16 protein-coding genes and 1 tRNA gene are annotated in these 13,395 nt (G+C 59.1%); 13 read left to right on the top strand and 4 right to left on the bottom strand.

The features are described 5' to 3' along the window. Window positions 1-5 precede the first annotated feature (5 nt). From BMH52_RS10590 to BMH52_RS10540, 10 genes are all read left to right on the top strand, one after another. Window positions 6-353, top strand: coding sequence for a hypothetical protein (locus BMH52_RS10590; RefSeq protein WP_057709688.1), 348 nt, complete (start codon window positions 6-8; stop codon window positions 351-353). Then, complete coding sequence (locus tag BMH52_RS10585) at window positions 350-556, top strand: hypothetical protein (protein WP_073843757.1); 207 nt, start codon at window positions 350-352, stop codon at window positions 554-556. The genes BMH52_RS10590 and BMH52_RS10585 overlap by 4 nt, the downstream gene beginning before the upstream one ends. A 57-nt stretch (window positions 557-613) precedes the next feature. After that, complete coding sequence (locus tag BMH52_RS10580) at window positions 614-1,054, top strand: hypothetical protein (RefSeq protein WP_073843653.1); 441 nt, start codon at window positions 614-616, stop codon at window positions 1,052-1,054. Beyond that, a complete protein-coding gene (locus tag BMH52_RS29275) occupies window positions 1,051-1,269 on the top strand; it encodes a hypothetical protein (protein ID WP_073843651.1) in 219 nt (72 codons plus the stop codon). The genes BMH52_RS10580 and BMH52_RS29275 overlap by 4 nt, the downstream gene beginning before the upstream one ends. A 2-nt stretch (window positions 1,270-1,271) precedes the next feature. Then, window positions 1,272-1,862, top strand: coding sequence for a hypothetical protein (locus tag BMH52_RS10570; protein WP_073843649.1), 591 nt, complete (start codon window positions 1,272-1,274; stop codon window positions 1,860-1,862). Then, a complete protein-coding gene (locus BMH52_RS10565; RefSeq protein WP_073843647.1) occupies window positions 1,859-2,110 on the top strand; it encodes a hypothetical protein in 252 nt (83 codons plus the stop codon). The genes BMH52_RS10570 and BMH52_RS10565 overlap by 4 nt, the downstream gene beginning before the upstream one ends. Before the next feature lie 12 nt (window positions 2,111-2,122). Beyond that, window positions 2,123-3,001 carry a phosphoadenosine phosphosulfate reductase family protein gene (locus tag BMH52_RS10560; RefSeq protein WP_073843644.1) on the top strand — a complete coding sequence of 293 codons (879 nt, stop codon included), beginning with the start codon at window positions 2,123-2,125 and terminating at the stop codon, window positions 2,999-3,001. A gap of 9 nt (window positions 3,002-3,010) precedes the next feature. Further along, window positions 3,011-3,649, top strand: a complete 639-nt coding sequence (locus BMH52_RS10555) for a hypothetical protein (RefSeq protein ID WP_073843642.1) — start codon at window positions 3,011-3,013, stop codon at window positions 3,647-3,649. Next, window positions 3,639-3,935, top strand: coding sequence for a hypothetical protein (locus BMH52_RS10550; protein ID WP_073843640.1), 297 nt, complete (start codon window positions 3,639-3,641; stop codon window positions 3,933-3,935). Before BMH52_RS10555 ends, BMH52_RS10550 begins: the two co-directional genes overlap by 11 nt. Window positions 3,936-4,241: 306 nt before the next feature. After that, window positions 4,242-5,435, top strand: coding sequence for an Arm DNA-binding domain-containing protein (locus tag BMH52_RS10540; protein WP_073843636.1), 1,194 nt, complete (start codon window positions 4,242-4,244; stop codon window positions 5,433-5,435). 133 nt (window positions 5,436-5,568) lie between these two features. On the opposite strand, the gene BMH52_RS10535 is transcribed toward BMH52_RS10540, so the two are convergent. Then, window positions 5,569-5,658 (bottom strand) — tRNA-Ser (locus BMH52_RS10535). A gap of 321 nt (window positions 5,659-5,979) precedes the next feature. Between BMH52_RS10535 and BMH52_RS10530 the strand changes: the two genes are divergently transcribed. From BMH52_RS10530 to BMH52_RS10520, 3 genes are all read left to right on the top strand, one after another. Continuing rightward, window positions 5,980-6,672 (top strand): crotonase/enoyl-CoA hydratase family protein, encoded by a 693-nt coding sequence (locus BMH52_RS10530; protein WP_014719521.1) that lies wholly within the window; start codon window positions 5,980-5,982, stop codon window positions 6,670-6,672. Window positions 6,673-6,885: 213 nt separating this feature from the next. After that, a complete protein-coding gene (locus tag BMH52_RS10525) occupies window positions 6,886-7,608 on the top strand; it encodes a 1-acylglycerol-3-phosphate O-acyltransferase (RefSeq protein WP_073843634.1) in 723 nt (240 codons plus the stop codon). A 147-nt stretch (window positions 7,609-7,755) separates the two neighbouring features. Beyond that, window positions 7,756-8,727 carry a magnesium and cobalt transport protein CorA gene (locus BMH52_RS10520; protein WP_003193449.1) on the top strand — a complete coding sequence of 324 codons (972 nt, stop codon included), beginning with the start codon at window positions 7,756-7,758 and terminating at the stop codon, window positions 8,725-8,727. On the opposite strand, the gene BMH52_RS10515 is transcribed toward BMH52_RS10520, so the two are convergent. From BMH52_RS10515 to BMH52_RS10505, 3 genes are all read right to left on the bottom strand, one after another. Continuing rightward, window positions 8,724-9,449 carry an amidotransferase gene (locus BMH52_RS10515; RefSeq protein WP_014719523.1) on the bottom strand — a complete coding sequence of 242 codons (726 nt, stop codon included), beginning with the start codon at window positions 9,447-9,449 and terminating at the stop codon, window positions 8,724-8,726. The genes BMH52_RS10520 and BMH52_RS10515 overlap by 4 nt on opposite strands. A 206-nt stretch (window positions 9,450-9,655) precedes the next feature. After that, window positions 9,656-11,800, bottom strand: coding sequence for a 3-hydroxyacyl-CoA dehydrogenase NAD-binding domain-containing protein (locus BMH52_RS10510; RefSeq protein WP_073843632.1), 2,145 nt, complete (start codon window positions 11,798-11,800; stop codon window positions 9,656-9,658). 16 nt (window positions 11,801-11,816) lie between these two features. Next, the gene (locus BMH52_RS10505) at window positions 11,817-13,022 is read right to left on the bottom strand and encodes an acetyl-CoA C-acetyltransferase (RefSeq protein WP_014719525.1); all 1,206 of its coding nucleotides are present in this window, start codon (window positions 13,020-13,022) and stop codon (window positions 11,817-11,819) included. Window positions 13,023-13,395: the final 373 nt, after the last annotated feature.

The raw sequence follows: 13,395 nt of genomic DNA, 5'->3' as shown, positions 1-13,395 counted from the left end.
CCCGCATGAATACGCCTGCCCAACAACCGCAACCCAACTGGTTTCAGCAGTTGCAAGAGTTCGAAGCCAAGCGCCCCGCCATCCGTAAAGCCGGTATCGAGGCACTTAACCGTCTGGTCCCTGTCGCCCAGCGCGATACAGGCCAGAGCGCAGTGATCGGCCGCTTCCTGCTCGGGCTCTACAACGGCCACGACTACCCCTTCGTGCTCACCAGCCTGCGCGGCCTCGACACCGCACTGTTCGATGACTGCCTGGCGGTGCTGCAACTGGACTACTCGCCAGAGCAAGAGGTGCACACGTACCTCCCCGACGGCGATGCCATCTGGGAAGAACTGATAGGGACATGGGCATGAAATGGGCGCCGAAACGCAACAGGGACGGGCAAGCCCAGCAGAACTGCTGGTTGACCGACAGCGGCTACACCGTCGCGTTGTGCCGGTTACCAGAGTCGCGATACCCCATCACTCGCCCAGGGGGCGAACTGCCCTTCGCTTACGCGAAAGACCGGGACGAAGTCATAAAGATCATTGAGCAAGACCAGGCCAAACCAGCCTGAAAGATGGTGTCGAGGAGCGCCAACTCCCCGACACCTACCACCCAAAGGAGATGCACCATGCAAGTGAATCAACCCAAAAGCAGCACGCCAGAGGCTACCACACCGCGATACGACACCATCGTTATCCGTGGGGCCCAAGGAAATACCGTTCCTAAAGAAGTCGACGGGGGGGAGGTGATTTCCTGGAGTCGCGGCCATGAACTGGCTGCCGGTGATGCCCTACTGGAGTTCGTCAACTACGTGGCTGATGCTGATTGCGGCATCAGCCCGGAGCTGAGCGCTAAGGCGCGCAAGGCACTAGACCTGATGGAGCGGCGCCAAAGGCTGGGCTGGGAGGCGGACGAACAGCCAGAAGACTGGCAGGCCTCGGTTAACCGTGCAGCGCAAACGGCCCGCGAAGTGTTCAGCGAATCCCATGACGACGCCATCCAGGCGATTGAATACATGCAGGCTCTGCTGCAACTGGCTGCCCCTGTCGTGCAAGGCGGTGAAGCATGAAGCCCTGCACCCTCGGCAAGCGCCACAGCTGGACTTTCGTCCACAACATCACCATCACCCGTCTAAACGGCAACTTCGGCAGCATCAGCACCCGTGGCCTTTACCGTTGCACCTGCGGCGCAACAAAGCACGGAACCGCTGTTCTTGCGATCGAAGTGGGGGCCGAGATCACATCTATTGCCTCTACAACACGCACGCAGTTGGGAGGGCAGTGATCATGGCCGACTTTTTCTACAAATCCAGCGAGCCTGCGACCGTCGCCATTGTTCGGGAGTTTTACCGTCAGAAGGACATCCTGATCGCCCAAATGGCTGTGCTTGGCTCAATGTTCGGCGGAAAGGTTGCACCGATGCGAGACATCACTTCTCACTTTGCTGGTGGTGTGAAACTTACAGGCGGTGCTGAGCTGGATGCGCACTGGTGCAGCCCTGATGACTATGGCTATCGCTCACTGCGCAGCACCGCCAAGCTTACCAAAGGCATGTCGAAGGAAGATCGCGCAGCAGTTCGGGCTGAGCATGAACGCCTGGTTGCCTTGTGGGCAGAGCATTGCCCAAAAAGGCTCAGCTCCCATGAGTATTGGCAGCGGTTGGGGGTAAACACGGGCCACTTGCTCATGAGCGGCGGAGTCAAGCTTGAACTCGACGGCACCGCGTACTTTCACCTGGGCTTTCAAATCAATGAAGCCGAGCATCTGGCCAACGTGGCGGCTGGGAAACCATCCTGTGGGTGGATTGACGGCGCGGTAGAGATACTGGCAAGCCAATACGAGTCCGCACGCGTGGCGAAGCTGGAGCAACGGTCATGACTGTTTTCCTGCTGCTTTACCTGTGCGCGGATGCGACCCGCACAGATTGCCAGGTGGTGAAGGCTGATAGCTGGAGCGGCCCTTACGCCAACGAACAATGCGCCGCCGCCGTGCCAGGTCTGACCGAAGCCCTCACTGGGCCCAATCGGAAGCGGCATCAGTTCGTTTGCGAGGTCCAGGGCGACATGGCGAAACCCGCAGAACATAAGGCTCAGCCGGCGTTCATTCATCAATCGTTTCGGATGTGAGGGAGAGACCTAATGCACACAATCTCCCCATACAAAATATCCGGGCCGACTGTTGTGAGCTTTTCCGGTGGCCGGACAAGTGCCTACATGCTGCGGCAGGTACTGGACAACAATGAAGACTGGAGCGATCTGGTGGTCACTTTCGCCAACACAGGGAAGGAACATCCCGCAACCTTGGAGTTCGTGCAGGAATGCGCCGAGCGCTGGGCGGTGCCGATTGCCTGGCTGGAGTTCCGAGACGATGACGCTGGATTTGCGGTGGTGCATTACGCCACCGCTAGCCGCCTGGGCGAACCTTTCGAAGCGCTGATCCGTAAACGCAAATACCTGCCCAACCCGGTAACCAGGTTCTGCACCATCGACCTTAAGATCAGGATCATCCACAAATACCTGCGCAGCCTGGGGCTTTCGACAGAGGAAGCACCGGTGGACATGATGACTGGTATACGGGCCGATGAGCCACGCCGGGTGGCGAAGATCAGAAACCGGAAAAGCACCAGCGAAAGCAAGTGGGCGACCATGGCTATGCCCTTGGCGGACGCAGGTGTCGGCGTACAGGACGTAACGGAATTCTGGGCCAGCCAGCCGTTTGACCTAATGCTACCGACGATCAACGGCCGCACGCTGGAAGGCAACTGCGACTGCTGCTTCCTGAAGGGGGTCAAGCAGGTCTATTCAATCATTGCCAGCGACTGTGGGCAGCCGGTGCGCAAAGGAGATTGGTGGGCCAGGCAGGAACGGGAAGTTGTATCCACGGGTGAATTCACTGGCGACGGCGCCCGCTTCCGCTTCGACCGCCCCAGCTACCAACAAATGCTCGACTACTCCGATACCCAATTCGACATGTTTGCCGACCACGACGAGGCTATTGCCTGCTTCTGCGGCGATTGAGGACTGACCATGAATACAGCAATTGAACGACCAATTTTATTCAGGGGCCCCATGGTGCAAGCGATCCTCTCCGGCCAGAAGACAGTCACGCGCCGCGAGGTGAAACGCGACTGGATTCAGTCAGCGCAAACACCTATTGAAACCTGCCCTGGAATTTTCCATTTCTGGTGCAGCGGCGAGCATGCCTGCCCGTATGGTCGCCCTGGTGACCGGTTGTGGGTCCGAGAAGCTTGGCAGGCTGACGCTCAAGTTAATGCGGTCACGCCGAGAGAGCTTAGCCAAGGTGAGCCAATCCAGTACCCAGCAGATGGGGCCGTCAGGCACACCGGATGTTCGATGATCACACCGGGAAAAACGCGTCCATCCATTCACATGCCGCGCTGGGTAAGCCGCATCCTGCTGGAGATTACCGATGTGCGTGTGGAGCGACTGCACTCAATTACCGATGAGCAATGCAGTGCCGAGGGAGCGAGGGGCGGTCACGGTTCAATCCCCGGTTACATCTACAACGCCACGGTGCAGGAGCACTTCCGATACATCTGGGAAAGCACCGGAGGCGACTACTTCGCGAATCCTTGGGTTTGGGTGATCAATTTCAAACGGATCACGCAAGGCCAGCCAGCAGAGGGCAGCCACGATGACGCATAAGTGCTATCGCCTCGATCCGTCCGTGCGCGTCATCACCGATCTGGTGAGCGATGAGCAAATGCAAGCCGCTTTCCAAGGCACCAACTTCGGGCACACAGACTTCCGCGGGCTTCTGGCCCAGGGCTGCACAAAATCGCTGGCCGGCTGGCACCAGGGCCACACATTGACAACGATCCTCGACGAGTTGCGCCTGATCAGCTGGAACAAGCAGACCAGCAAGATCAAGGTCACCGCCAAAGGTCGCCACTACATTTGGCTTGCCTTCAAAAGCCGACCGGGGGTGTAACCATGAACAATGGTAGATCCTTCCCTTGGAATCTCGATCTGACCGGCGTCTGTGACCAGTGCGGTAGATCCCGCGCCCACGGCAACCATCAAAAATGCAGTAAAGAGCGCCAGGCCATCAACGCCAAGCGGCGGGCCGAGGAAGCCCAAGCCGGGGCCACACCGGCACCTAGAAAAAGTGCCGGACTGTTCTGGTTACTTCGCCAGCAGTGATCGGCAACACTTAAACCGCAATACATCAGGCCCGGCGACGGGCCTTTTTTCTTCCTGTTGACAGAATCTTTCGATACATCGCGTGGGGACGCATATGGCAGATGGCGTAGAGGCCCGTGGCAATTCGGTACGGGTCTATTTTCGTTTTAATGGCGAGCTTTGCCGGGAGCTGGTGCCCGGCGGCAACACACCGGCCAACCGCGAGCATGCAAAGCGCCTGGTCACGGTGATCGAGTACGAGATCCAGGCCGGTACCTTCGATTACCGCCGGCATTTTCCCGAGTCGACCAAACTGGCCGAGAACAGCTTTGGGCACTACCTGGACCTGTGGCTGACCATCAAGAGCAACAGCGTGGCCGCGACCTCTTTCCGTGGGTACAAGAACAAGGCTGAGGTCCATGTGCGGCCGCGCTGGGGTGACGTTCAGATCGATCAGATTGACCACCTGGACCTGCAGGAGTGGATTCAGGGGCCGCTGTCGAAGCGACTGAAGAACAAAACCATCCGCGACATCATCAGCAATGTGCGCCAGGTGTTCCGTCTGTACCGCACACGGAAGAAGGTCGCACACGACCCAACCGAGGGGTTATTTGTGCGCCTGCCGGACCCAGAAGCGCCGGACCCCTTCACCAGGGCGGAAATCAAGCAGATCCTCAATACGCACACCAGCCGCACCCAGGAGCTGCTGATGGTGCAGTTCATGATTTGGGCTGGCCCAAGGGTGTCTGAGACCATCGCGCTGGCCTGGGAGGACGTCGACCTGAAACAAGGGACGGTGACTTTCCGACGGTCCAAGGTGCGTGGAGCCTATCGCGTGACGAAAACCCGGCGCTCTACGCGCAAGGTGCGTCTACTGGAGCCCGCATGGGATGCCCTGCGCAAGCTGGACGCGATCAACCAGCTCAAGACCGTGGACACGGTCGACGTCGTAGAACGGGACAACAAGACCATCCGCAAGCACAAGCTGCACTTTGTATTCCTGAACACCAAGAGCGGCCTGCCGCACGTCAGCGACTTCGTCGTGAGGGACAGGTTCTTCAAAGCGCACTTGAAAGCGGCCGGCGTTCGTTATCGCGGTCCTGGCCAATGCCGACACACCTACGCCAGCCAGTTGCTCACCACCGGAGTGGCGTCGGTTGACTGGATCGCGGAGCAAATGGGCCACACCAGCGCCAATATGATCCGACAGCACTACGGCATGTGGATCAACGAGGACGGCCCGGACGTCATCGGCATGCTGCAGCACGCCCTGGGCATCCAGACACCCGGTGGTGACAAAGCCCCGTAAACCGGGGTTCGAACGTAGGCAATCCGGCAACCCGTGTTCCCATGGATGTTCCCATATGGGCCTTTTTTGACCCTCTGAAAACACAAAACCCCTGAAAACTTCAACGTTTTCAGGGGTTTAGCCGTTTCAAATTTGGCGGTGAAGGAGAGATTCGAACTCTCGATACAATTTCTTGTATACACACTTTCCAGGCGTGCTCCTTAAGCCACTCGGACACTTCACCGTATCTCGTCAAACCAGTTCAGTCTGTCGAGGCGCGCTAATGTAGTCGAAAGCCTTTCTGATGGCAAAGGTTTTTTTCAGAATTTTCATGCGCTTAGACGGTTATGCCATTCCCCTCCCGGCGAGGGATGGTGATTGTGCCATTCTCGGGCATCGGCGGCAGGCGTCTGGGACGGTTGCTGCGCCCTGCTGCGGGCCGTCTACCCGTGGGGACGCGGGAAAAGCCTGACTGGGTAGTCAGTCACGGCGCTTTACCCGCGCGGGCGTGGTGAGTAACGTCTGCGCATCTACCTCTATAACAAACCCTACAAGGAACCGCGTCATGAGTGAGTTGATTGCCTACCACTTCGAAGACGGTATCGCGACCCTGACCCTGAGCAACGGCAAGGTGAATGCCATTTCTCCGGCGGTGGTCAGTGAGTTTAATGCGGCGCTGGATCAGGCCGAGAAGGATCGGGCGGTGGTGATCATCACGGGCACGCCGGGGATTTTGTCGGGTGGTTATGATTTGAAGGTGATGACCGCAGGCCCTAAAGAGGCAATCAGCCTGGTGACCTCGGGTTCGACCCTGGCGCGGCGGATGTTGGCGCATCCGTTCCCGGTGATCGTGGCCTGCCCTGGCCATGCGGTGGCCAAAGGCGCGTTCCTGTTGTTGTCGGCCGATTATCGGATTGGCGTCGAAGGCCCGTTCAGCATTGGTCTGAATGAAGTGGCGATTGGCATGACCATGCACCATGCCGGTATCGAGTTGGCGCGGGATCGCCTGCGTAAGTCGGCGTTTCAGCGTTCGGTGATCAATGCCGAGATGTTTGATCCGCAAGGCGCCCTGCACGCCGGTTTCCTCGACAAGGTGGTGGCACCCGAAGAACTGCACGCCGCCGCACTGGAAGCGGCGCGGCAGCTGAAGAAGATCAATATGAACGCGCACAAGCACACCAAGTTGAAAGTGCGCCGTGCACTGCTCGAAGCCCTGGACGATGCAATCATCCAGGATCAGGGCCATAGCCTGAGCTAAGCCCTACCCCTGCTGTGCCTGAGCCCGACCTTGAGTCGGGCTTTTTCTTACCTAGTAAGTGTGAAACGTCTGTAGCCGCTCTAGCTAGCCGTTATCGGCCCATGTGGAAACATGCGCTTAAACATCGGCTATCTCCTACGTCTGTAGGGGCAATTGCCGAATACAGTGCACATCCGTACACTGCGCCACCTTTTATCCCGATGGGCCGTGTCGATGCTTTTTCTGTTGCGTATGTTGTTGATGAGCCTGCATTTTATGATCGCTGGCGTGCTGGGTGTGCTGGTCGGTGTGTGCCGGCCGTTCAACCCGGACAACAGCCGTCTCTGCGCTCGCCTCTATGCGTTGCCGGCCATGCGGATCCTGGGCTTGAACGTGAAGACCGACGTCGACTCGCTGCGCGACAAGCCCGGTACCTGCGTGGTGATCGCCAACCATCAGTCCAATTACGATTTGTTTGTGTTCGGCAATGTAGTGCCGCATCGCACGGTCTGCATCGCCAAGAAAAGCCTGAAATGGGTACCGCTGTTCGGCCAGCTGTTCTGGCTGGCGGGCAATGTGCTGATTGATCGTGGCAATGCACACAAGGCGCGGCGGGCGATGCTGACCACCACGCATACCTTGCAGCATGAAGACACGTCGATCTGGGTGTTCCCGGAAGGTACGCGCAACCTGGGCAAAGGGTTGTTGCCGTTCAAGAAAGGCGCGTTTCATATGGCGATTGCGGCCGGTGTACCTATCGTGCAGGTGTGCGTCAGCAATTACGTGACGCAGATGAAGCTCAATCGTTGGGACAGTGGCAGTGTGCTGATACGCTCGTTGCCGCCGATTCCTACCTGTGGCTTGACGGTGGATGACATCCCTCAGTTGCTGCTGACGTGTCAGACGCAGATGAATGAGTGCATTGCACAGATGGACCGCGAACTGCAATGCGCGTAGGCGCACGCTTAGAGTGACGCGGAGCGTCAAGGGCGGCATTCCCACGCAGAGCGTGGGAACGATCAGTGATATCAGCCAGCAACAACGGAACGCCATTCAGGCTAAGCTGCCCAACATCTGTCCTCTTGATAAGAAGTGATCAGCACCATGGGTAGAGTTGTTGCGGCTGCCGTCTATAGCGCCGGTAAGAAAGTCTCGGATATCACTCTCGATGAAGGCGCGGCCTGGGCCGCCAAACCTGGGCACTTTGTGTGGATCGGCCTGGAAGAACCCAGCGCCCAGGAATTGAACAACCTGCAACGCCAGTTCAACCTGCACGAGCTGGCGATTGAAGACGCCATGGAAAAACACAGCCGCCCGAAGCTGGAAACCTTCGGCGACGCGCTGTTTATCGTCACCTACTCACCGGTGCGCGAGAACGGCAAGCTGGAGTTTATCGAAACCCATATTTTTGCCGGCAACGGCTACATCATAACCGCACGCAACGGTCACTCGGCGTCCTACGGCTTTGTGCGCCAACGCTGTGAGGCGCGCCCGTTGTTGCTGGAGCATGGGGAAGATTTCGTACTCTATGCGTTGCTGGATTTTGTCACTGAAAACTACCAGCCGGTGAGCGAGGCGATCCACGCCGAGATTGATGAGTTGGAGCGTAACGTGCTGTGCAGTTCGCTCAACGAGCGCGATATCCAGCACCTCCACGGCCTGCGCCGCGATGTGTTACGGCTCAAGCGGCACGTGGCGCCGATGGTGGAGATCAGCCAGGAGTTGCAGAAGCTGAGCTTCCCGTTTATCGACAAGAACATGCGCCCGTATTTCCGGGATGTGCAAATCCACGTGACGCGGCAAATGGAAGACCTCACCACCCTGCGCGACATCGCCAGCCAGACCATCGAGATCGGTGTGCTGCTGGAGGCTTCGCGCCAGAGTGTGGTGCAGCGCAAGTTCGCCGCGTGGGCGGCGATCCTGGCGTTCCCCACGGCGGTGGCGGGGATTTACGGGATGAACTTCCAGAACATGCCCGAGCTGCAATGGCACTACGGCTATTTTGCGGTGCTCGGTTTTATTACCTTGGGCTGTACCGGTTTATGGGCAAGTTTCAAGCGTTCGGGATGGCTTTAAGCCTTGGCTTCAGGCTGGTGCGCGACAAAGCGCATCATCCACTCCGCCACGGTCACGCCGTGGTGGTCGCGCTCCAGGCTGGCCACGCCGTTGCTGTAGACCTTTTCACCCAGGGTTGTCTGAAGTATTTCCAGCAACTCACGGGAATAGTCGTGAACAAACTCCGGATGGCCCTGGAAGCACAGCACTTGGTCGCCAATGTGATACGCGGCAAACGGGCAGAATTCGCTCGAGGCGATCACGGTGGCATTTTCTGGCAAGGTGGTGACTTGGTCCTGGTGGCTGATCAATAGCGTCAGCTCCGGCACCTCGGGGCTCATCCATGGCGTCTTGGCATCCAGCTTGTAAGCGTGGGTGCCCATGCCCCAGCCCTGGCTGGCACGTTCGGCCTTGCCGCCCAAGAGCAGCGCGAGCAACTGATGGCCGAAGCACACGCCCAGCAGCTTGTCGCCGCGCTCATAACGCGTGAGCAGGTAGGTCTTGAGCGTCTGGATCCAGGGGTCGGTACCGAACGAATCAGCCTTGCTGCCGGTGATCAGGTACGCGTCAAACACTTCGTCATCCGGTGGGTACTCGCCCTGCACCACGTTGTAGACCACAAACTCGGCGGCAATCGGTTGCTTGGCGAACAGGCGCTTGAACATCTGCCCATAGCCTTGGTACTCATCGATCAAAGCGGGGCGCAGAATATCGGTTTCCAGGATGCAGACGCGTAGCGACATAAAAAATACCTGACACGGCGATGGGAATATTGCACACCCCAGAGCCTGCCTTGAAATACACCTTCAAAGCAAGCCCTCAATGGGCGCCCACACTCACTGGAGGAGCGAGCTTGCTCGCGAAGAACGTCAACGATAACGCAGGTATCCTGGATAAAAGCGTTGCCTGTGCGTTTTTCGCGAGCAAGCTCGCTCCTACAGTGAAACGTCTAAAACCGCTCGCCTTTTGCGGCTTTTTCCAACAACAACGTCGGCGGCGAGAAGCGCTCCCCATACTGCTCTGCCAGGTAGCGGGCGCGGGCGATGAAGTCGTTCAGCCCGTACTGGTTGATAAACTGCAACGCGCCGCCACTCCACGCGGCAAAGCCGATGCCGAAGATTGAACCAACGTTGGCATCCGCCGTGGACATCAACACGCCCTCCTCCACACAGCGCACGGTTTCGATGGCTTGGATAAACAACAAGCGGTCGCGCACGTCCTGAGGTGAGATTTGCTCGTCGGGCTGTTCAAACCGGGTTTTCAGCTCAGGCCACAGGTGCTTCTGGCCTCCAGCGGGATAGTCGTAAAAACCACCGCCGGCCGCCTTGCCCGTGCGCTTGTATTCGTTCACCAACAGATCAATCACCGCCGTCGCCGGATGGTTCGGCATGGCCTTGCCTTCGGCCTGCAGGTCCTTGGCCGTTTGCTGTCGGATATGGCTCATCAGGCTGAGGGACACTTCATCGGACACCGCCAACGGCCCCACCGGCATGCCGGCCTTGCGCGCTTCGGTCTCGATCATCGGCGCGGCCACGCCTTCGCCGAGCATGGCGATGCCTTCGTTGGTAAAGGTGCCGAATACCCGCGAGGTGAAAAAGCCGCGACTGTCGTTGACCACAATCGGGGTTTTCTTGATTTGCAGTACGAAGTCAAACCCTCGGGCCAGGGTTTCGTCGCTGGTGCGCGCCCCCTTGATGATTTCCACCAGGGCCATCTTGTCCACGGGGCTGAAGAAGTGCAGGCCGATGAACTTGGCTTGATCGGGCACCGCCGTGGCCAAGCCGCTGATGGGCAAGGTGGAGGTGTTGGAGGCGATCACCGCGTCGGCCCCCACCACACTTTGCGCCGCGGCCGAGACCTTGGCCTTGAGTGCGCGGTCTTCGAATACGGCCTCGATGATCAGGTCGCAGCCGGCCAGGCCGGCGTCATCCTGAGTAGGATGAATGCGCGCCAGGGTGGTTTCGCGCTGTTCGGCGGTCAATTGCCCACGGCTGACTTTCTTGTCCAGCAATGCGGCCGAATGGGCTTTGCCTTTTTCAGCGGCGGCCAGGGTGATGTCTTTGAGCACCACCTCGATACCCGCACAGGCACTGACATAGGCGATGCCCGCGCCCATCATCCCGGCGCCGAGCACACCGACTTTGCGCGTTACATAAGGCGCAAAGCCCTGCGGGCGCGAGCTGCCGGCGTTGATTTGGTTGAGCTGGAACCAGAAGGTGCCGATCATGTTTTTTGCCACTTGCCCGGTCACCAGTTCGGTGAAGTAGCGGGTTTCGATCAGGTGCGCGGTGTCGAGGTCCACCTGGGCGCCCTCGACCGCCGCACAGAGGATTTTCTCCGGCGCAGGGAAGCAGCCTTGGGTCTTGCTACGCAAAATCGATGGGGCAATGGCGAGCATTTGCGCGACTTTAGGGTGGGACGGCGTGCCGCCGGGAATCGCGTAGCCCTTGTTGTCCCAGGGTTGCCTAACGTCGGGATTAGCCAGAACCCAGGCACGGGACTGAGCCAACAATGCCTCGCGATCTGCCGCCAGCTCATCAATCAGGCCCGCTTGCAGGGCCTGGGCGGGCCGCACCTTTTTGCCTTCGAGCAAATACGGCAAGGCTTTTTCCAGGCCGAGCATGCGCACCATGCGCACCACGCCGCCGCCCCCTGGCAACAGGCCAAGGGTGACTTCCGGCAAGCCCAGTTGCACGGACTTGTCGTCCAGCGCGACCCGGTGATGGCAGGCCAGGCAAATTTCCCAACCGCCGCCCAGGGCCGCGCCATTGATCGCGGCCACCACCGGTTTGCCGAGGGTTTCCAGGCGGCGTAATTGCGCTTTCAATACCAAGACACTGTCGTAGAACGCCTTGGCGTGGGCTTTATCGACCTTGATCAGCTCATTGAGGTCGCCCCCGGCAAAAAAGGTCTTCTTGGCCGAGGTGATCACCACCCCGGCGATCTCGTCCTTTTCAGCTTCCAGGCGCGTGAGGGTGGCCGCCATGGCTTCACGGTAGGCGGCGTTCATGGTGTTGGCGCTCTGGCCGGGCATGTCGAGGGTCAGCACCACGATCTGGTCCTGGCCTTTTTCGTAACGAATGGCATCGGTCATGACAAATTCCTTAGGCTCAGAGACGTTCGATGATGGTGGCGATACCCATGCCACCGCCGACGCATAAAGTGGCCAGGCCGTAGCGTTGCTGGCGCGCCTCCAGCTCGTCGAGCAAGGTGCCGAGAATCGCGCAGCCGGTGGCGCCCAAGGGGTGGCCCATGGCGATGGAGCCGCCGTTGACATTGACCCGTGCGGCGTCGATACCCATGTCCTTGATGAACTTGAGCACGACCGAAGCGAAGGCTTCGTTGACTTCGAACAGGTCGATGTCCTCGACCCGCAGGCCGGCCTTGGCCAGCGCCTTGCGAGTGGCCGGCGCGGGGCCGGTGAGCATGATCGTCGGGTCGGTACTGGTCACCGCCGTGGCGACAATACGCGCCCGCGGTTGCAGGCCCAGCTCGCGGCCTTTGGCCTCGGAACCGATCAGCATCAACGCGGCGCCATCCACAATGCCGGAACTGTTGCCCGGCGTGTGCACATGGTGGATGCGCTCCACGTGGCTATAGACCCGCAACGCGGTGGCGTCGAAGCCCATCTGGCCCATCATTTCGAAGCTCGGCTTGAGCTTGCCCAAGCCCTCGAGGGTTGAGTCGCCGCGGATAAATTCGTCATGGTCCAGCAGCACGATGCCGTTCTGGTCGTGCACCGCGATTAGCGACTTATTGAAGGAACCGTCTGCCCGCGCCCTGGCTGCTTTCTGCTGGGACTGTAGGGCAAAGGCGTCGACATCCTGGCGCGTGAAGCCTTCCAGGGTGGCAATCAGGTCGGCGCCAATGCCTTGGGGCGTGAAGTGGCTGTGCATATTGGTTTGCGGGTCGAGTACCCAGGCGCCGCCATCGCTGCCCATGGGCACGCGGGACATGGACTCGACGCCGCCAACAACCACCAGGTCTTCGAAGCCGGAACGCACCTTCATCGCCCCCAGGTTCACCGCTTCCAGGCCCGACGCGCAGAAGCGATTGACCTGCACACCGGCCACACTGACATCCCAGTCGGCCACCAGCGCGGCGGTCTTGGCGATATCGGCGCCCTGGTCGCCAACGGGCGTGACGCAGCCCAGGACGATGTCATCCACTTGGCGAGTGTCGAGGTCGCTGCGCTGCGCCAGCGCCGTGAGCAAGCCAGCCACCAGGTTTACCGGCTTGACGCTGTGCAGGGCACCGTCGGCCTTGCCCTTACCCCGGGGCGTGCGTATCGCATCAAAAATCAAAGCTTGGGTCATGACATCCTCGAACCGCTGTGGGTGTGTGCTCCTACCTTAGGCCCGATTGACACGGTTTCAATGACGGATGCGCTCATTGCTTTTGACCCCCTCGCTCGGACGAACGGTAGGTTCCTACGGGAAATGCCTGATTAATCGTTTTAGCTGTCTAGCCCTAGGGCTGGCGCCAAGATGGCAATAAGCCTCATGCCGTTTTTAGCGCAAATACTTCTTAGCTGATATGAAATGAGTCTAAGCCAGAAAGAACGGGCGCTCTAAGGTTGAATCTGTAAGACGCTGTTGCCGGGTTTTGCTGGAACAGTTGTAAGAAAAGTGCAACGTCACCTCGCGATACTGAAATAAACCAGCACGCATTTGACGCTCAGGAATAACA

Origin of the sequence: Pseudomonas sp. BTN1 (assembly GCF_001907715.1) — a bacterium.
GTDB lineage: Bacteria > Pseudomonadota > Gammaproteobacteria > Pseudomonadales > Pseudomonadaceae > Aquipseudomonas > Aquipseudomonas paracarnis.
This window is presented reverse-complemented; position numbering and strand designations above follow the sequence as displayed.